Source organism: Kribbella sp. NPDC020701, assembly GCF_055562215.1.
Genome location: NZ_JBVHFT010000001.1, coordinates 565,450 through 583,968, shown reverse-complemented (window position 1 = coordinate 583,968; position 18,519 = coordinate 565,450). Strand labels below are relative to the sequence as shown.

General features: G+C 69.4%; 12 protein-coding genes. 2 read left to right on the top strand and 10 right to left on the bottom strand.

Going from position 1 to position 18,519, the window contains the following annotated elements; genetic code table 11:
• The first annotated feature begins 14 nt into the window (after nt 1-14).
• Both ACZ3HV_RS02675 and ACZ3HV_RS02670 read left to right on the top strand, forming a co-directional pair.
• A complete protein-coding gene (locus ACZ3HV_RS02675) occupies nt 15-1,922 on the top strand; it encodes a Na+/H+ antiporter (protein WP_465680182.1) in 1,908 nt (635 codons plus the stop codon).
• Nucleotides 1,922-2,338, top strand: coding sequence for an HIT family protein (locus tag ACZ3HV_RS02670; RefSeq protein WP_465680181.1), 417 nt, complete (start codon nt 1,922-1,924; stop codon nt 2,336-2,338). Before ACZ3HV_RS02675 ends, ACZ3HV_RS02670 begins: the two co-directional genes overlap by 1 nt.
• 214 nt (nt 2,339-2,552) lie before the next feature.
• Here ACZ3HV_RS02670 and ACZ3HV_RS02665 read toward each other — a convergent pair whose 3' ends face one another.
• The 10 genes from ACZ3HV_RS02665 to ACZ3HV_RS02620 all read right to left on the bottom strand — a co-directional run bounded on the left by ACZ3HV_RS02665 (nt 2,553) and on the right by ACZ3HV_RS02620 (nt 18,480).
• Nucleotides 2,553-3,245, bottom strand: coding sequence for a dihydrofolate reductase family protein (locus ACZ3HV_RS02665; RefSeq protein ID WP_465680179.1), 693 nt, complete (start codon nt 3,243-3,245; stop codon nt 2,553-2,555).
• Between the two features lie 74 nt (nt 3,246-3,319).
• Nucleotides 3,320-4,558, bottom strand: a complete 1,239-nt coding sequence (locus tag ACZ3HV_RS02660; RefSeq protein ID WP_465680177.1) for an RNA polymerase sigma factor — start codon at nt 4,556-4,558, stop codon at nt 3,320-3,322.
• Complete coding sequence (locus ACZ3HV_RS02655) at nt 4,548-4,913, bottom strand: YciI family protein (protein WP_465680175.1); 366 nt, start codon at nt 4,911-4,913, stop codon at nt 4,548-4,550. The genes ACZ3HV_RS02660 and ACZ3HV_RS02655 overlap by 11 nt, the downstream gene beginning before the upstream one ends.
• Nucleotides 4,914-4,951: 38 nt before the next feature.
• Nucleotides 4,952-5,512 carry a HEAT repeat domain-containing protein gene (locus tag ACZ3HV_RS02650; RefSeq protein WP_465680173.1) on the bottom strand — a complete coding sequence of 187 codons (561 nt, stop codon included), beginning with the start codon at nt 5,510-5,512 and terminating at the stop codon, nt 4,952-4,954.
• Between the two features lie 77 nt (nt 5,513-5,589).
• The gene (acnA, locus tag ACZ3HV_RS02645; RefSeq protein ID WP_465680171.1) at nt 5,590-8,364 is read right to left on the bottom strand and encodes an aconitate hydratase AcnA; all 2,775 of its coding nucleotides are present in this window, start codon (nt 8,362-8,364) and stop codon (nt 5,590-5,592) included.
• A gap of 171 nt (nt 8,365-8,535) precedes the next feature.
• Entirely contained in the window at nt 8,536-9,750 is a 1,215-nt protein-coding gene (locus tag ACZ3HV_RS02640) for a Fic family protein (RefSeq protein WP_465680169.1), read from the bottom strand.
• 96 nt (nt 9,751-9,846) lie between these two features.
• On the bottom strand, nt 9,847-10,779 hold the full coding sequence (locus tag ACZ3HV_RS02635; protein WP_465680167.1) for an LLM class F420-dependent oxidoreductase: 933 nt from the start codon (nt 10,777-10,779) through the stop codon (nt 9,847-9,849).
• A gap of 10 nt (nt 10,780-10,789) precedes the next feature.
• The gene (locus ACZ3HV_RS02630; protein WP_465680165.1) at nt 10,790-15,103 is read right to left on the bottom strand and encodes a hypothetical protein; all 4,314 of its coding nucleotides are present in this window, start codon (nt 15,101-15,103) and stop codon (nt 10,790-10,792) included.
• Between the two features lie 141 nt (nt 15,104-15,244).
• Nucleotides 15,245-16,453, bottom strand: coding sequence for a class I SAM-dependent RNA methyltransferase (locus tag ACZ3HV_RS02625; protein ID WP_465680163.1), 1,209 nt, complete (start codon nt 16,451-16,453; stop codon nt 15,245-15,247).
• Nucleotides 16,450-18,480: an APC family permease gene (locus ACZ3HV_RS02620; protein ID WP_465680162.1), complete on the bottom strand. Its 2,031-nt coding sequence runs from the start codon at nt 18,478-18,480 to the stop codon at nt 16,450-16,452. The genes ACZ3HV_RS02625 and ACZ3HV_RS02620 overlap by 4 nt, the downstream gene beginning before the upstream one ends.
• Between the last annotated feature and the right edge of the window lie 39 nt (nt 18,481-18,519).

Here is an 18,519-nt window from a genome sequence, read left to right as displayed (position 1 = left end):
CGACACTGTGCCTCGTGCATATCGCGATCGAGGTCGTAGCCCTCGTCGCCGTGGTCGCGGCCGGGGCCGCGCTGGCCCGGCGACTCGGGATCTCGGCTCCCCTGCTGTTGGTGGTCATCGGGATCGCCGCGTCGTACCTGCCGTTCGTGCCCCGGGTCGAACTCGAGCCCGAGGTTGTCCTGGTCGGCTTCCTGCCGCCGCTGCTGTACTCGGCGGCGATCAAGACCAGCTGGGTCGACTTCTCCAAGCACCGCCGCTCCATCGGCCTCCTGTCGGTCGGGCTGGTCGTGTTCACCGCCCTCGGCGTCGGGGTGGTCGCCTGGTGGTTGCTCGGTGTAGTCGCGGAGGCCCAGGGCCACGAGCCGCTCCCGTTCTGGGCCGCCTTCGCGATCGGCGCGGTCGTCGCGCCACCCGACGCGGTAGCCGCGACCGCGATCGCCAAGCGGGTCGGACTCCCCCGCCGGATCGTCACGATCCTCGAAGGCGAGAGCCTGGTCAACGACGCCACGGCCCTGGTCTGTCTCCGTACGGCGCTCGCGGCCGCTGTGGTCGCGCCGACCGTGCTGCACGTCGGGCTGGACTTCCTTCGGGCGGCCGGTGGAGGTGTCGCGATCGGCCTGATCGTGGCGATCGTGCTGGCCAAGATCCGCCGCCGGTTCACCGACCCGGTGCTCGACACCACGCTCAGCCTGACCGCGCCGTTCATCGCCTACATCGCGGCGGAGAACCATTACATCCACGCGTCCGGCGTACTGGCTGTGGTCGTGACCGGTCTGGTGCTCGGGCACAAGGCACCGATCATCCAGTCGGCCAAGTCGCGGATGTCGGAGCGGACCAACTGGCGGACGTTCCAGTTCCTGCTCGAGAACACGGTCTTCCTGCTGATCGGCCTGCAGACCCGGTGGATCCTCGACGATGTGGCGCAGAGCCCGCTGCCGGCCTGGCTGATCGCGGCGTCGACGATCGCGGTGTTCGCCGCCGTCGTCCTGCTGCGGCCGATCTGGCTCATTCCGACCACGCTGCTGTCCCGGCGGGTCCTCGGTCCGTCCCGGCCGGGGCCGGTGTCGTGGCAAGCCCTGGTCGTGGTGTCGTGGGCCGGGATGCGCGGCGTGGTCACGCTGGCCGCGGTCTTCACGCTCCCCGAAAGCACCCCGGATCGCGAAGTTCTCGTGTTCATCGCGCTGGCCGTGACCGCGGGCACGTTGCTCTTGCAGGGCTCGACGCTGCCTTGGCTCGTACGCTGGCTGCGCCTGCCCGGACCGGATCCGGCCGAGGATGCGCTGCAGGAGGCCGCCGTACTGCAAGGTGCGCATCGCGCGGCGGAGGACAAGCTCCAGGAGATCGTCTCACCGGACGACCCGCCCGAGGTGGTCAACCTGCTCCGGCAGCGCGGCGAGGCCCGGGCGCAGGCCGCGTGGGAGCGGCTCGGCCGGCCGGAGAGCGAGTACGAGACGCCGAGCGAGGCCTACCGCCGGTTGCGGATCGCCATGCTGGAGGCCGAGCGCGAGCACATCCTCAAGGTTCGCGACGCCGGCCTGGTCGCCGACGAGGTACTGCAGCGGGCGCAGATCGCGCTCGACATCGAGGAGTCGATCCTGGATCGGGACGAGGACGACGACGTCGGCGGGCGGTCGGAGGACCTGCGGATCAAGGTGCTTCCGGGCGGGGCCTGCGACCACCTCGAGCAGGCACCGATCGTGGTCGCGCCGAACACGCCCGACGGCTGCGAGGAGTGCCTGGCAGACGGCGGCACCTGGGTCCACCTGCGGCTCTGCCTCGGCTGCGGGCACGTCGGCTGCTGTGACTCGTCGGTGATGAAGCACGCCAGCAAGCACTACGACGAGACCCAGCACCCGGTCATGCGCAGCTTCGAACCCGGCGAGAATTGGCGCTGGTGCTTCGTTGACGAGAAGCTGGGCTGATGGCGGACTGTCTCTTCTGCTCCATCATCGCCGGTACGACGCCGGCGCAGATCGTGCTGGACACCCCGGAGGTCGTCGGCTTCCTCGACGTACGGCCGGTGTTCAAAGGCCACACGCTGATCGTGCCGCGCGAGCACGTGCCGACGCTCATCGAGTTGCCGGACGAACTGATGGTCCCACTGTTCGGCGCCGCACGATCCCTGGCCTCGGCCGTCTGCACCGCACTGGACGCCCAAGGATCATTCGTTGCCGTGAACAACGTCGTGTCGCAGTCCGTCCCCCACCTCCATGTGCACGTGGTGCCACGGACGAAGGGGGACGGACTACGCGGCTTCTTCTGGCCCCGAACCAAGTACGCCGACGACGCCGAAGCCGCCGAGTACGCCGGCAAACTACGAGCCGCCCTCGCCGGCTAGTCCTGCCGCCCGCGAGCAACCACCCCAGGCCGGCGGGTGCCCGCGAGACGACCGCCGTCAAGCCGGCCGCCAGCCACCCGTGGACCGGGGAGGCTTTTACCCCCGAATCAGGGAGAAAACCCTCCCCAGTCCATCGCGAGTTCACAGCTCAGGGAGCTCACACGCAGCTGCTGATCACTAGACCGGATTCACGACGGAACCGCGGCCCGTCGTCTCAGGCGAGGCCCGCCTCGCGGCCGCGGTCATCGAGGACGAGGGGCGCTCGTCCATTCACCGTGTAGCGAAGATGGGTGACCCCGGGACTGTGAACAACCCTGGTGGGCGTGAGCTCGATCGCTTCCTCGCCGGCCAGTCCCACCCCGTCGAGCAGGCGCATGCCTCGGCCCAGGACGGCCGGGGCGATGTGCAGTTCCAGCTCATCCAGCAGACCGGCCGCAAGTACCTGGCGCACCAAGGTCCCGCCGCCGGCGATCGCGACGTTCTTACCGTTGGCTGCTGCCCGCGCCTGCTCCACGGCTTTGACGATCCCGTCCGTGACATAGGTGAAGGTTGTTCCGCCCTGCCGCGCCAGGGGCTCGCGGGCGCGGTGGGTGACCACGAACACCGGCGCACGGAAAGGCGGGGTCTCACCCCACGGCACTTCACCGCCGTCAGCCATCCGCCGCCCCATCACGTAGGCGCCGGCCGCGTCGAACGACTCGGCGACGATGTCGGAGTCGGGGTTGCGTTCGCCTCCGGCGAAGCCAAGCCGTTCCCGCCAGGCCATCGCGTCGATCACCCAGCGGGTGACCCGGAAGAAACCTGCCGCCTCCGCCGACTGCATCCACTCGCGGTCGTCCCCTTCGTGGCGCGGGCCGGCGTAACAGCCGTCGAGCGACACTGACATCTGAGCCGTCACTTTTGTCATTTCGCTTCACTCCTGTTTCCGGCAGCTCCAGATTTGAGCTGCTCACAGGAGGATCGGAGCCACGGACCGGATTTCTACGTGCCCAGGCATCGGATTGCACGCTGCAAGAGGAACCGCTGCTCGGGCCGGCTGCCTGCCAGACGTGCGGCCTGCTGGTACTCCGCGGCGGCGGCCGCGCTCTCGCCGGCCTGGTCGAGCAGATACGCGCGAACAGCCAGCAGCCGATGATGGCCGGCGAGCGCACCTGATTCCAGTTCCTTCAGCAACGTCAGTCCCGCGTCGGGTCCATGCACCATCGCCAGCGCCACCGCCCGGTTGAGGGTCGTGACGGGGTGGGGTTGCAGGCGCTCGAGGATCCCGTAGAGGGCCAGGATCTGCCGCCAGTCGGTTGCGTCCGTCGACGGTGCCTCGTCGTGGATCGCCGCAATCGCGGCCTGCACCTGGTACGGACCGAGCGGGCGGGCGGCCAGCGTGCCGGTGAGGAGTTCGGTGCCCTCGGCAATGGCGGCGCTGTCCCAGGCTGCGCGGTCCTGCTCCGCGAGTGGGATCAGGACACCGTCCGGGCCGGTTCGTGCCGCGCTGCGGGCCTCGGTGAGCAGCATCAACGCCAGTAGGCCCGAGGTTTCGCCGGAATCGGGTAGCCGCGTGTGCAACCGCCGTACCAGAGTCAGGGCCTGCCGGGTGAGGTCGGGGCGTCGCAGGTGCGCGCCGGAACTGGCGCTGTAGCCCTCGTTGAACATCAGGTACAGCACGTGCAGGACGACCTGCAGCCGGGACTCCAGCTCGGGCTCCGTGGGTACGGCGAAACGCGCTCCGGCCTCGCGGAGACGTTGCTTCGCCCGGGAGATGCGCTGACCGATCGTCTTCTCGGGCACGAGGAAGGAAGCGGCGATCTCACTCGTGGTCAGTCCGGCGACCGCCCGCAGCGTCAGCGCGAGCTGGGACGGGGCGGTCAAGGCCGGATGGCAGCACAGGAACAGCAGCTCGAGCAGGTCGTCCCGGGCCTCCTCCGTGTCCGGTGGTGGGGTGACCAGAGCATCACGCGGCGTGGCATCCAGGGCGGCCCGCTCCCGACGCTCCCGGGCACTGTCGGACCGCACGGAGTCGATGTAACGGTTCACCGCGACGGTGGTGAGCCAGCCCCGCGGACGAGCCGGAACACCAGCCTGCGGCCAGCTCTGGCTCGCGGCGATGAGAGCCTCCTGGACCGCGTCCTCGCACCGGGCGAAATCGCCGTACCGTCGCATGAGTGCACCGAGCACCTGGGACGCCAGAGACCTCAGCAGCTGCTCGACCGGCTCGTCACGGCTCAACGCTGGCCCATCCGCTCGCCATCAGCGGCCAGACCTCCACTCCGCCGCCGTAGCGCAGCCCCGGATAGGACCGCGCGATCTCGCCGGCCCGTTGCTCGCGGTCGACGTCGACCACGAAGTAGGAGCCGACGAACTCCTTCGACTCGATGTAGGGACCGTCGGTGAGGATCACCTCGCCGGCGACCGACCGCACCGATCGCGGCCGGGAGATGAGCCCTTCGGCACTGAGCAGCTCTCCGGACCCACGCAACTCCTCGTTGAAGCCGTCGACCTCGTCGATCAGGGCGGCCAGGTCATCCGGCGCCAAGCTGTTCCAGACGTCCTCGTTGCCGTAGATCAGCATCAGGTACTTCATTGCGTCTCCTCCTGGAGTTGCGCCTCGCCGGCGGCGGTTCAGCGGAAGCTGCGGTCGAGTCGGGCTTCCAGCCTGTCGAGGGCCTTTTCGGCGGCCGTGCGGACCGTGAGCTCCGGGTCGTCGAGGAGTTGCCGGAGGGCTTCGGCGTGCTCGGCCTCGCCGGCGGCACCGACCGCGCGGGCGGCCGTCGAGCGGACTCTTGGCAGCTCGTGCTCGAGGTCGGGTAGCAAAGCGTCGACGAGCTGACCCAGCTCTCGCTGCGCGGTCAGGCGGGCGACATGCTCGCGCACGCGCCACGCTGGATCCCGCGCGGCGACCTGCAGCGCGTCTACGACGTCGTCACGCCAGACGTAGAGGAAGACGCGAGCGGCCCAGACCCTGATCCAGTAGTAGTTCACCGGGTCGACCGGCGCGGACCAGCCGCCGGGGTTGGGACTGCCCGTGATCGCGACCAACTTCGGCAGCTGAGCGCCGTACGCGTCCTCCCCCGAGATCTCCTCGGTGAGGAAGGCAGTACACCAGTCGATGACTGTGTCCTCGCCATACTCGGCACAGGCAGCCCGGACGATCTCGCGCGGCGCGTCCCGCTCTTTGGCCATGCGCTCAGTAAAGCGCCCCACACCGACAGAAAGGGCCGGGTCCACGGCGGACCCGGCCCTTTCTCCCAGCAGGTGTGTCAGCTCGCGATCAGCGAGCGGAGCACGTACTGCAGGATGCCGCCGTTGCGGTAGTAGTCGGCCTCACCGGGGGTGTCGATCCGGACGACCGCGTCGAACTCCTGCTCGGCGCCGTCGGGCGAGGTGACCTTGACGTGCACGGTGCGCGGGATCTCGCCGTCGTTCAGCGCGGTCACGCCCGTGATGTCGAACGTCTCCTCGCCGGTCAGGCCGAGCGACTCCGCGTTCTCGCCCTCCGGGTACTGCAGGGGCAGCACGCCCATGCCGATCAGGTTCGACCGGTGGATGCGCTCGAAGGACTCGGTGATCACGGCTTTCGCCCCGAGCAGCGCCGTACCCTTGGCGGCCCAGTCCCGCGACGAACCCGAGCCGTACTCCTTGCCGGCCAGGATCACCAGAGGGGTCCCGTCGGCGGCGTACGCCTGGGCCGCGTCGTAGATCGTGGTGACCGGCGCGTCGGCCTGGGTGAAGTCGCGGGTGAAGCCACCCTCGGTGCCCGGCGCGATCTGGTTGCGCAGGCGGATGTTCGCGAACGTGCCCCGGATCATCACCTCGTGGTTGCCGCGCCGCGACCCGTAGGAGTTGAAGTCCTTGCGGTCGACGCCGTGCTCGGCCAGGTACTTGCCGGCCGGGCTGTCGGCCTTGATCGAACCGGCCGGGGAGATGTGGTCGGTGGTGACGGAGTCCCCCAGCTTGGCCAGCACCCGGGCACCGGCGATGTCGGTGACCGGCGACGGGTCCTTCGCCATCCCCTCGAAGTACGGAGGCTTGCGCACGTACGTCGACTCGGCGTCCCAGGCGAACGTCTTGCCCTCGGGCGTCGGCAGCGACTGCCAGCGCTCGTCACCGGCGAACACGTCCGCGTAGTCCTTGGCGAACATCTCCTTGTTGATCGAGGTCGCGATCACCGCCTCGACCTCGTCCGCGGCCGGCCAGATGTCCTTCAGGAACACGTCGTTCCCGTCGGTGTCCTGGCCCAGGGCGTCGGTCTCGAAGTCGAAGTCCATCGTCCCGGCGAGCGCGTAGGCGATCACCAGCGGCGGGCTCGCCAGGTAGTTCATCTTGACGTCCGGGTTGATCCGGCCCTCGAAGTTCCGGTTGCCGGACAGCACCGAAACGACCGCCAGGTCGGCCTCCTGCACCCCGGCAGAGACCGCCTCCGGCAGCGGGCCGGAGTTGCCGATGCAGGTGGTGCAGCCGTAGCCGACCAGGTGGAAGCCGAGCTTCTCCAGGTACGGCGTGACGCCGGCCTTCTCGTAGTAGTCGGTGACGACCTTCGACCCGGGCGCGAGCGAGGTCTTCACCCACGGCTTGGACGCGAGGCCCTTGTCCACCGCGTTCTTGGCCAGCAGCGCGGCGGCCAGCATGACCGACGGGTTCGACGTGTTGGTGCAGGAGGTGATGCTGGCGATCACGACGTGGCCGTGGTCGAGCTCGGTCTCCGCGCCGTTCAGCGTGATCCTGGTCTTCTTCGCCGGCCGGCCGGGACCGCCGTGCGGGACGTGCGGCTCGTCGTTCACGTTGCCGTGGCCGTTCGGCGCGTCGCTGGCCGGGAAGCTCCCGGTCTCCGACGGGTCGACATCCAGCTCTTCGGTGGCGTAGTCGGCGAGCGCGCCGCGGAAGGCCTCCTTCGACTCGCTCAGCGAGACCCGGTCCTGCGGCCGCTTCGGGCCGGCGATCGACGGGACGACCGTGGACAGGTCAAGCTCGAGGTACTCCGAGAAGCGGGGCTCGACCGAAACGTCGTGCCACAGGCCCTGCTCCTTGGCGTACGCCTCAACCAGGGCGACGTCCTGGTCGCTGCGGCCGGTCAGCCGCAGGTACTCCAGGGTGACGTCGTCGATCGGGAAGATCGCGCAGGTGGAGCCGAACTCCGGGCTCATGTTGCCGATCGTGGCCCGGTTCGCCAGCGGGACGGCCGCGACACCCTCGCCGTAGAACTCGACGAACTTGCCGACCACACCGTGCTTCCGCAGCTGCTGCGTGATTGTGAGTACGACGTCGGTCGCGGTGGCGCCGGCCGGCACCGAGCCGGTCAGCTTGAAACCGACGACCTTGGGGATCAGCATCGACACGGGCTGGCCGAGCATGGCCGCCTCGGCCTCGATGCCGCCGACGCCCCAGCCGAGCACGCCGAGGCCGTTCACCATCGTGGTGTGGCTGTCGGTGCCGACGCAGGTGTCCGGGTAGGCCACGCCGTCGCGAACCATGACCGTACGCGCGAGATGCTCGATGTTGACCTGGTGCACGATGCCGGTGCCCGGCGGGACGACCTTGAAGTCGTCGAACGCGGTCTGGCCCCAGCGGAGGAACTGGTACCGCTCGCCGTTGCGCTGATACTCGAACTCGACGTTGCGCTCGAACGCGTCCGGGCGGCCGAAGACATCGGTGATGACCGAGTGGTCGATCACCAGCTCGGCCGGGGCCAGCGGGTTGACCTTGGTCGGGTCGCCGCCCAGCTCACCGACCGCCTCGCGCATCGTGGCCAGGTCGACCACGCACGGGACGCCGGTGAAGTCCTGCATGATCACCCGGGCCGGCGTGAACTGGATCTCGGTGTCCGGCGCCGCGTTCTGGTCCCAGTTGCCGAGCTTGCTGATGTGCTCGGCGGTGATGTTCGCGCCGTCCTCGGTGCGCAGCAGGTTCTCCAGCAGGATCTTCAGCGAGTACGGCAGCGTGTCCGCACCCTCGATGCCCGCCAACCTGAAGATCTCGTACGACTGTCCGTTGACCTCGAGTGCCCCTTTGGCACCGAAGCTGTCGACGCTCGCCATCAACCTGCTCCTCTGTCCAGTCCTGTTCGCTGAGGCCCATCCTGCCGAGTAACCCACCCAGCCGCGAGATCAGGCTCCCCTAACCTCACACCAAACTCTCTCGACATCAAGATACACGACATCGAGCCACTCCCTCCAGCAATCGAGAACCTGTGGACGAACACCTGGCGATCAGCGCGCCGCGGCCGCGATCCTGACCGCGAGATCGTCCAGTTCGTCGAGGAGATCCGCCGCACCCCAGACCTGGTTTCTCGTTCGCGATGTCAGTGGGCGGATCACTCCAACCGCGTGCAGGCGTTCGATACCGGCGTACACACTGCTCGACGCGCCTCCGATTGCCTCCTCCGCGTCGCTCGCCGAGAAGATCGGTGCCGCGATCAGCCGATCCAGCAAGCGAGCAGTCGCGCTACCACCGCGCGCACCGACCTCTCGCTGCCACCGGGGCGGCAACTCCGCGATCTTGGCCGCGGTCACCCGGGCCTCGCGCGCCGCGATGATCGAAGCCTCGGTGAACGACTGGATGATCGGTTCGATGCTGCCCTCGCGGTACTTCGCCAGTACGTCGAAGTAGTCGTCGCGACGCGCTACCAGCGCCGAGGCCAAGGGGACCACCACCCGGCGAGTCGCGCCCCGTCGACGCAGGACGGTGTTGATCAGCGCGCGGCCGATCCGGCCGTTTCCGTCGGTGAACGGATGGACGGACTCGAACTGGGCATGGACGACCGCCGCCTGGACCAGCACCGGCAGATCGGTGCGGTTCGCAAACGCGACGAGATCAGCCATGTACTCCGGAACCGTCTCGGGAGGCGGCGGGACGTACACGGCGTTCCGTGGGGAGTAGTCGCTGCCGCCGATCCAGTTCTGCAGGTCGCGGAAGCGGCCCGCGTACGCGCTCTCCTGCGGATCATCGAGCATCAGCGCCAGGTGGGCCATCAAGATCATCTGCACCTCGATATCCGCACCGGTGTCGACAGAGCCGATCAACGCTGCCAGCGCAGCGGTCGACGCCGCCATCGATGTCGCCGACGGATTCGACTTGATGCCGTGGAGCGCCCGGGCATAGTCATCCACCGACGCATCGATGTGCTCGATCTTCGACGAAGCGACCGACTCGGTCCGCAGGAGCAACGTCTCGAGGGCTCCGAGCTCGGCGCCGTGGGAGTGATCGAGCGCCACAATCTCCATGACGCACGCCTCCATCGCCACCTGGAGTTCAGGTCCCAGCCGCGCCTGGCGGTCCGCGATCAACGGCGGTCGCATCGTGATCACGTCGCTGAGCATGCGATCCGCGGCCGCACCACCCCGACTGCGCTGCCGCCACGGCCGCCGTTCCGGCACGTGGGCTGGCCACGCCGGCTCAGCGCCGTCTGCGTTCTCGAAGGCCACCGTCGTTCCCCAAGTCGGAACAAGGTCGGAGATATTCCGACTTATGTAGTCTAACTCAGACTACCTGTGCCCTTGTTCCGACTTAGGCGCCGACGTTCAGGAGACCTGTGGGAGGACCTCGGACGCGATGAGGTCGAGGTGGGTGAGGTCTTGGAGGTCCATGATCTGGACGTACTGGCGTTGGGAGCCGACGGCGGCGAACTGGCCCAGGCGGTCGACGACCTCGGCGGGGGTGCCGGCGATCGCGTTGGCCTTGAGGTCTTCGACGTCGCGGCCGATCGCCTCGGCGCGTTGCTTGACCTCGGCGTCGTCCTTCCCGACGACGACCGTGTGCGCGGTGGACAGAGCGAGCGTCTTCGGGTCGCGGCCGATCTCCTCGCACGCGGCCTGGACGCGCTTGAAGAGGGTGTCGGTCAGCTCGACCGAGCGGAAGCCGGCGTTGAACTCACTCGCGTGTTTCGCGGCGAGCGACGGCGTCCGCTTCTTGCCCGCGCCGCCGACGATGACCGGCGGGTGCGGCTGCTGGACCGGCTTCGGCAGCGCCGGCGAGTCGGTCAACTGGTAGTGCTTGCCCTGGAAGTTGTACTTCTCCCCCAGCGGCGTGTCCCACAGGCCGGTGATCAGCTCGAGCTGCTCGGTCAGCAGGTCGAACCGGCCGGGCGTGTCCGGGAAGTCCAGGCCGTACGCCTGGTGCTCCGCCTCGAACCAGCCGGCACCGAGCCCGAGCTCCGCCCGCCCCCCGCTCATCTGATCGACCTGGGCGACCGAGATCGCCAGTACGCCGGGGTTGCGGAAGGTGGCCGAGCTGACCAGCGTTCCGAGCTTGATCCGGCTGGTCTCGCGCGCGAGTCCGGCCAGCGTGATCCAGGCGTCGGTCGGCCCGGGGAGGCCGTCGTCGTCGCCCATCACCATGTAGTGGTCGGACCGGAAGAACGCGTCGAAGCCGTTCTCCTCGGTCTTGCGTGCCACCGCGAGCAGATCGTCGTAGGAGGCACCTTGCTGAGGTTCGGTGAAGATCCTGAGAAGCATGGCGCCAACGCTATCCCGCGCTGATGTACAACTTCTCCAGGTACGACGGTTGCCAGTCGGGACCACGCCCGTACAGACGGCGTACAAGACCGTGTACGTCGAGGCGCGGCTCGATCGGGTTGTCCCACCAGTCCGGCACTTGGTCGTACCAGCGGTCGATGCGCAGAGTCCGGCCGGCGGCGTCGATCCGGGCGAACAGCCAGCCGCCCTGCTCGGTCTGCGCCTCGGTCAGCCACAGATCGCCGAGCAGGCCGCTCAGCTTGTCGGCGGCGTACTCCGGGTCGTCCACGTCCGGGGGCTCGAGGTCGAACCGGTACGACGGGGCGCTCGGGTCCAGCACCTGGACCTGAATGGTGAACCCCGACGGCACGACCGCGGTCCGGGCCCGGCACCACGCGTGCAACGCCGTCATCGCCTCCGAATCGGTCGGCCGCGGACGCGGACGCTCGACCTCGGCCCGCATCGCCTCCTCGATCGACCCCGGCGCCGGCTGAATCCGAGGCCCATCAGCCCCCACCAGCCCCAACCCCGGAATAGACATCCGAGCCACCACCGCCGCCGCCCGCTCCACCGCGAGCGGGTCAGGCCCACCACCCACCTCGGCGGCAGCATGATCGTGCCGGCCGCCATCCTCGACCGCGGCCCCGCGCCCGTTCGCCGCGTAGTCGCGCCCGTTGGCCGCCTCCGCCGCCGCGCGCTCACCCGCGGCGTAGTCGTACCGGTTGGCCGCCTCGGCTGCGGCGTAGTCGTGCCCGTTGACCCCGTCCGCCGGTCGCCCAGCGTCCAGCCAACCTTCCTCCGGTGCGCCCTGCCCGGTCCCCGCGACGGACGCGACCTCCGCATCGTCGTCGGCGTCGACGATCGGCACGAAGCCCGTCGGCTCGTCATCCTCGTCCACAAACCCCGCGTGCCCGTTCGCCTCCGGCACGGGCATGAACTCCGCGTACTCAGCAATGACCGGCACGAAGCCGGTCGGCTCGTCGTCCTCGGCGTCGTACCCAGCACGCTCGTCGGCCTCGGCGTCGTACCCCGCACGGTCGTCGGCATCTGTAGCCGTCACGAACCTCTTGTGCGCGTCCGCCTCCGGGGCGGACGGGAAGGCGGCGTACTCGGCGGCGTCATCCGGTGCGGGCTTGGGGTCCGCGTACTCGGCGGCCGGCACGCGGCTCTGGCCGTTCTCGCCTGTCACCGGCGTGCGGCCCGGCTCGGCCGTCTCCGGCAGGTGGGTTGGCTCGGTCTCGTCTACCACCGGGACGAAGCCGGTTGGCTCTTCGTCCTCGGGCGTGGGCGTGAACGGCGACGACAGTTCGGCCGCGGCAGACTCGTTTTCGTCCATCTCACCGAGCCATGCGGGGTGCTCGGCGTGGGCGGGTTCGGAGTGCTCGGCGTAGGCGGGCTCGACGTGAGTGCGTTCGGGATGGGCGAGCTCGGAATGCTCGGCGTAGGCGGGCTCGGCGTGAGTGGGTTCGGCGTGAGTGGGTTCGGGGTGGGGTTGGGGGTCTTGCTCGGTGGGGGGCTCTGGTTCGGGGTCCGGCCAGGGGGCAGGGTCCGGCTCGGGCTGCGGGTCGGGCTCCGGTTGGGGAGCTGGCTCTGGGTCGGGCCAGGGCTGGGGAGATGGCTCGGGGTCCGGCCACGGTTGCGGCTCGGGGTCTGGGGTCGGCTCGGGTCCCGGCTGGGGGTCGGGACCTGGGATTGGCTCGGGGGTGGGGCCCGGGTGTGGGCCTGGGCCTGGCGTCGGCTCGGGTCGTGGGCCGGGCTGGGGGCCTGGTACGGGGGTTGGGTACGGGTCGGGGGTTGGCGTCGGCCCGGGGGTGGGTGGAGTGGGCTCTGGGCTGGGCGGGGTGGGCTGCGGCCAGGGAGCCGGGTGGGGGTCGGGCTGGGGCCATGGCTCGGGGTGCGGGTCTGGACGCGGCCATGGTTGCGGTTGAGGGTGAACCTGAGCTTTAGCCTCCGGAGCACGCGTGCCGAAGACCTCGTTCTCGTCCTCCGCATCCGCGCCGTTGAACCGAAGTGCTGGTCGCGCCGACTGATCTGCAGCGGCCGCGAACTGCTCATCCGCAGCTGTAGCTGACGGCTCCTGAGCTTCAGATGCCGCAAATGGCTCCCGGGCTGCACCTGGTGCGAACGGGTCCTGCGCAGCTGGCGTGAACTGTTCCTCTGCCGCTGTGAATTGCTGCGCTGCGGGTGCCGCGAGCGGCTCCTCTGCGGGTCGTGTGAGGGGGTGCGCAGGTGCTGCGGGGGCTTCCTCGGCGATCGCCTCGGTGGGCTCGGCCGTGGTGGGGTCGGCTGATACCGCGGGGATCTCGGCCGTCTGGTCCTCGGCGTCATCCGCGGCGAATGCGGCGGGTTCCGGCTGCTGGACCGGGGCGAACGGGGATGGGCCGGTGAAGGAGGACGGCTCTTCTTCCGCTGGGTCCGCGTCGAGGACGGCGGCGATCTCGGCGGTGGGAGCGTCGTCGTCCTCTGCATCCTCGGCGCCCGGTGAAGAGGCGAAAGGCGGGGCGGTCGGCTGGGGGTCGGCTGACGGCGCGAAAGGAGAGTCGGTCGACTGGGGGGCGGCTGGGGAGACGAAAGGCGCCGCCGGGTGCGGGTCAGCCGGTGGGGCGAAGGGTGAGTCGGTTGCGTGTGCGTCGGCCGGCGTGGTGAAGGGGGATCCGGTCGGCGGCGAGTCGGCGGGGCGCGTGAAGGGGGACTCGGCGGGCTGGGAGTCGGCCGGGTGCGCGTGGGGCGGCTCAGTGGGCCGGGAGTCGGCCTGGCGTGCGAGGGGCGGCTTGGTGGGCCGGGGGTCGGCCGGGTGCGCGAGAGGCGGCTCAGGGGGCCGGGGGTCGTTCGGGTGCGCGAAGGGCGACTCGTTGGGCTGGGTGTTGGCTGTGGGGTCTTCTACCCATTCGCCGTTGATCCAGGCGCCGCCTACCCATTCGCGGTCCGGGGCGCGCGGCGGGGTGGTTGGGCGGGATGGGGTGGGGTCGTCGGCGAAGGGGTTGTATTCGCTGGTGGCGTCCTGGTCGGACCAGGAGGGTTGTTCGGCGGTTTCCCAGTCTTGTGCGTCGGGGGCGGGGGGTTCTGGCTGGTAGGCAGCTGCGGGGGCGTCGGCGAAGAGGCTGGCGTAGAAGTCGTCGCCCTCGTGCACACCACCGCCTACGCGTGGTGGCTCGGCGGACGGGAGGGTGGGGTCGTACCCCGAGCGGCTGGGCAGCCCGGTGCCTGTCATGCCGTTGGGCACATAGGTTCCCGGAGCTGGGCCACCCTGGGGGTAGCCGCCCGATGGGTGGGTGCCGGGGTGGCCTGACGGGTCGGCGCCGGGACCGCGCGATTGGTGGGGTGTGGGCGCGTCCGGAGAGCCGGATGCCGGGGTGTCGTCATGTTTGCGGCGGCGGAGCCAGCCTTGTTTCTTGGCGGTGACGCCGTAGTCCTCGTCGCGGGCGGAGCGGTACGGGACCTGTTCGTTCGGCGTTGCCGGCGGGGTCTCGTCGCGGGCGGAGCGGTACGGGACCTGTTCGTACGGCGCAACCGGCGGCGCCTCGTCGATCGGCTGGCCGGTGAACGGGCTGATGCCGGGTGGGACGACGAAGGATTCCTCCTCGTCGTCGACCGGCGGGCCGTCGGATGTTCCAATCACGACATCCTCAACGACCGAGACCTCGGCTGTGTCAGGTTCGTCGGCGAAATTTTCCGTGACCGCAAAGTTCCGGGTGAAGTCCGCTCCCGCGGCCACACCGGCCGGCACGTCCGGCTGCACCGGGGAACGCGGGTCGATCTCGAAGCGGTCGAAGAAGGCACCCAGCGCCGCGGCGGTGATCCCGGAAGCCGAAATGCTCCGGATCAGCCCGACCCCGGACGGCCGGAGCTCGTCCAGACCGCCGAGGTAGTCGGCCCACTCCGTAACCCACTCGATCATCTCGTCGGCGGCGGCCTCGTCGGAGATGATCCACTGCGCGATCGGCGCGAACCCGTCCTCCACCGGCTGCCACGGATCCCCCGGGTACGACGCCCGCGCCCAGGTCCCGTTGAACGCGCCGTACACGAACCCGAGCTCACCCGCCGACTGTCGCCGCCGCACCTCGGGCTGGCCGATCCAGTCCGGCGACCCCGCGAGCAGGTCGGCGCCGGTGGTCTGGCTGTGCTGGGTGTGGAACCCGAACAGCACCGTCCGCCCGTCGCCCAGCCGCACCATCCGCAACACGGACGCCGTCTCGTCCTGATGGTGGTACCCGGCGGCGTCGGCGTACCACCGCCGGTCGAAGCCCGTGGCATGGGCGACCGCGGCGAGTGCGGTCCAGCGGGCGCGCAACTCCTCCGGGTCATCCAGGTCAACGAGCGGCATCAGGTCTCCAGCGCATTGGAATCCAGGCCAGAACGCTACCCGAGGGCTCCCCCACTCACCACTTCACGGTCCTGGGGCCTCCCGGCCTGGACTGAGGAGTGGAGGGAGCGAAGCGACTGGAGCGACGAGGAAGGCCGGGAGTCAAAGCCCCATGACCCGCCGCGCCGGAGGCGCGGCATCAGTACTGTCCACAGGCTCGAGGATGGCTACGCATTCGATGTGGTGTGTCATGCCGAACAGGTCGAAAGCGCGCAGCGAGGCGATCCCGTAGCCGAGTCGCCCGAACGTCTTGAGGTCCCGCGCCAGCGCTGCCGGATCACACGCCACATACGCCACTCGCCGCGGTCCCAGTGCGGCGATCCGTCGTACGACGTCCTTCCCGGCACCCGTCCGCGGTGGGTCCAGGACGACCAGATCGACGCGCTCCAGCCCCTGTCCGGCCGCCATATTGAGCACCCGGTCGACGTCACCGTTCTCCAAAGTCACGTCCGGCAGGTCATGCAGGTTCCGCCGCGCGTTGCGCACCGCGTCCTTGTCACCCTCGATCGCCAGCACCGCGCACCCCGCCTCGGCCAGGAACGCCGCGAACAGCCCGACCCCCGAGTACAGATCCAGCGCGGTCTCCCCCGCCGCCGGCTCCAGCCCGCTCAGTACGGCGTCCACCAGCGTCTCGGGAGCCGCGGGGTGCACCTGCCAGAACCCACCGGCCTCCACCCGGAACCGCCGGTTGCGCACGACCTCCACGACTCGCCCACCGGGATCTGCATCGGTCTGTACGGCGGTCTTGCCCTCGGAGGACACCACGGCCTGTACGGATGACACGCCCGGCCACCGCTCACTCAGTACGTCGGGAGTGTCCTGGTGGGCGATCAGACACCGGTCGATCGGGATCAGGTCGTGCGAGCGGTGCGCGTACATCCCCGGCCGCCCGTCCACCACGGCGTACCGCATCCGGGTCCGCCAGCCGAGGCCGTCGTCGCCTGGGGACTCCATCACGATCGTGCGCTCGATCCCGCCGATGCGCCGGAGCGTGTCCGACACGACGGTCGCCTTCAGCCGCCGCTGCTCCACGATGTTGGCATGCTGGAAGTCACAGCCGCCGCACAGGCCGGGACCGGCGTACGGGCAGGGCGGTTCGATCCGTTGTGGAGACGGTGTGAGCACCTGGACGGCGTCCGCCCGCAGGTACTTGGCGTTCTGCTCGGTGATGCGAGCGTGCACCAGCTCGCCCGGCAGCGCGTGCCGGACGAAGACCACCTGTCCCTCGTACCGGGCTACACAGTGCCCTCCGTGCGCGACTGGCCCGACGTCCAGCTCGACTACTGTCCCGACGATGGTCTCGTCTGTCACCGATCTCCTGACGGTTTACGGGCTCCACGCCGTACCTGGCCTGCGACCCGTTCCACCCGATCCTGCCGCTCCTCCGCGTCACTCGCCGAGATCAGCTGATAAGGAACGGACGTAACCATCACACCAGGTGTGAACAAGAGCCGCCCCTTGAGCCGCAGGGCGCTCTGGTTGTGCAGGAAGTGCTCCCACCAGTGGCCGACGACGTACTCCGGGATGTAGACCATCACCACGTCCCGAGGAGACTGCCGCCGGATGTCCCGGACGTACTGCAGGATCGGCCGGGTGATCTCCCGGTACGGCGAGGCCAGCCGCTTCAGCGGGATCGGGATGCCCCGGGTGTCCCACTCGGCCTGGAGCTGGTCCGACTCGTCCCGGTCGACGTCGACCGTGACCGCCTCGAGCTGGTACGGCCGGGCTGCCTTGGCGAACGCCAGGGCCCGCAGGGTCGGCTTGTGCAGCTTGGAGACCAGCACGATCGCGTGCACCCGGGACGGCAGCATCAGCGGCTCGTCGCCCTCGGCCGCCATCTGCCGAGCGACCGTGTCGTAGTGCCGGCGGATCCCCTTCATCAGCATGAACAGCACCGCCATCGCGATGATCGCGATGTACGCCCCGAGCAGGAACTTGGTGATCAGCACGATGATCAGCACGATGCCGGTCAGCGTCAGGCCGATGGTGTTGATCACCCGGGACCGCTTCATCCGGGCGCGCTCGCCGGGGTTCTGCTCGTCGCGCAGCAGCCGGGTCCAGTGCCGGACCATGCCGGTCTGGCTGATCGTGAAGGACACGAACACACCGACGATGTAGAGCTGGATCAGCCGGGTCACCTCGGCGTTGAACGCGACGATCAGGACGATCGCGAAGCCGGCCAGGATGACGATGCCGTTGCTGAACGCGAGCCGGTCGCCACGGGTGTGCAGCTGACGCGGCAGGTAGCCGTCCCGGGCCAGGATCGAGCCGAGCACCGGGAACCCGTTGAACGCGGTGTTCGCGGCCAGCACCAGGATCACGCCGGTGGCCGCCGCGACCAGGTAGAAGCCGGGCGAGAAGTGGTCGAAGATACCCTTGGCCAACTGCCCGATCACCGGGTCCTGGTGGTATTCCTCCCCGACCGGCACCCCGTCCAGGGTCAGCTGGGTGGCCGGGTTCTCGGCGAAGCGCACCTTCATCACGTTGGCCAGCGCGACCACACTGACCACCATGGCGATCGAGATGGAGCCGAGCAGGGCCAGCGTGGTCGCCGCGTTCTTGCTCTTCGGCTTCTTGAAGGCGGGCACGCCGTTGCTGATCGCCTCGACACCCGTCAGCGCAGCACAGCCGGACGAGAACGCCCGCAGGACCAGGAACGCCATCGCCAGCCCGCTCGCCCCGTGCGCGAACTGACCCTCGGCGGCGAGACCCAGGTTCGAGCTGCTCGCGTCCGGCAGAGTCCCGAACAGCAGCCGGCCGAAACCCCACGCGGCCATCCCCAGGATGGTGAACATGAAGATGTACGTCGGGATCGCGAACGCGGCGCCCGATTCGCGCACGCCCCGCAGGTTCATCGTGGTCAGGAAGAGCACCGCGATCACGGCCGCCGTGGCCTGGTGTCCTTCCAGCGCCGGTATCGCCGACGCGGCGTACTGCGCGGCCGACGAGATCGACACGGCGACGGTGAGCACGTAGTCGACCATCAGCGCGCTGGCCACGGTGAGTCCGGCGGTCGGACCCAGGTTCTCGTTGGCGACCTCGTAGTCGCCGCCGCCGGAAGGGTAGGCGTGGACGTTCTGCCGGTAGGACAGCACCACCACGACCAGGACCACCGCGACGGCCAGTGAGATCTTCCACGAGATCGTCAGCGCGGCCAGGCCGGCGATCGACAGCGTCAGGAAGATCTCGTCCGGGGCGTAGGCCACCGACGACAGGGCGTCGCTGGCGAACACCGGGAGGGCTATGCGCTTCGGCAGCAGGGTCTCACCCAGCTGGGTGCTGCGCAGTTTGCGCCCGAGCAGCAGCCGTTTACCGATATCGCCTAGAGCGGGAGTCACACCGGTGATGTTAGAGGGAGGAGCGGTGCGTGACGTCAG

Coding starts and splice junctions, on each gene's coding strand:
- ACZ3HV_RS02665 (WP_465680179.1), bottom strand. CDS start 3,245: ATGACAAAAGTGACGGCTCAGATGTCAGTGTCGCTCGACGGCTGTTAC.
- ACZ3HV_RS02630 (WP_465680165.1), bottom strand. CDS start 15,103: ATGCCGCTCGTTGACCTGGATGACCCGGAGGAGTTGCGCGCCCGCTGG.
- ACZ3HV_RS02670 (WP_465680181.1), top strand. CDS start 1,922: ATGGCGGACTGTCTCTTCTGCTCCATCATCGCCGGTACGACGCCGGCG.
- ACZ3HV_RS02635 (WP_465680167.1), bottom strand. CDS start 10,779: ATGCTTCTCAGGATCTTCACCGAACCTCAGCAAGGTGCCTCCTACGAC.
- ACZ3HV_RS02650 (WP_465680173.1), bottom strand. CDS start 5,512: ATGGCCAAAGAGCGGGACGCGCCGCGCGAGATCGTCCGGGCTGCCTGT.
- acnA (WP_465680171.1), bottom strand. CDS start 8,364: ATGGCGAGCGTCGACAGCTTCGGTGCCAAAGGGGCACTCGAGGTCAAC.
- ACZ3HV_RS02655 (WP_465680175.1), bottom strand. CDS start 4,913: ATGAAGTACCTGATGCTGATCTACGGCAACGAGGACGTCTGGAACAGC.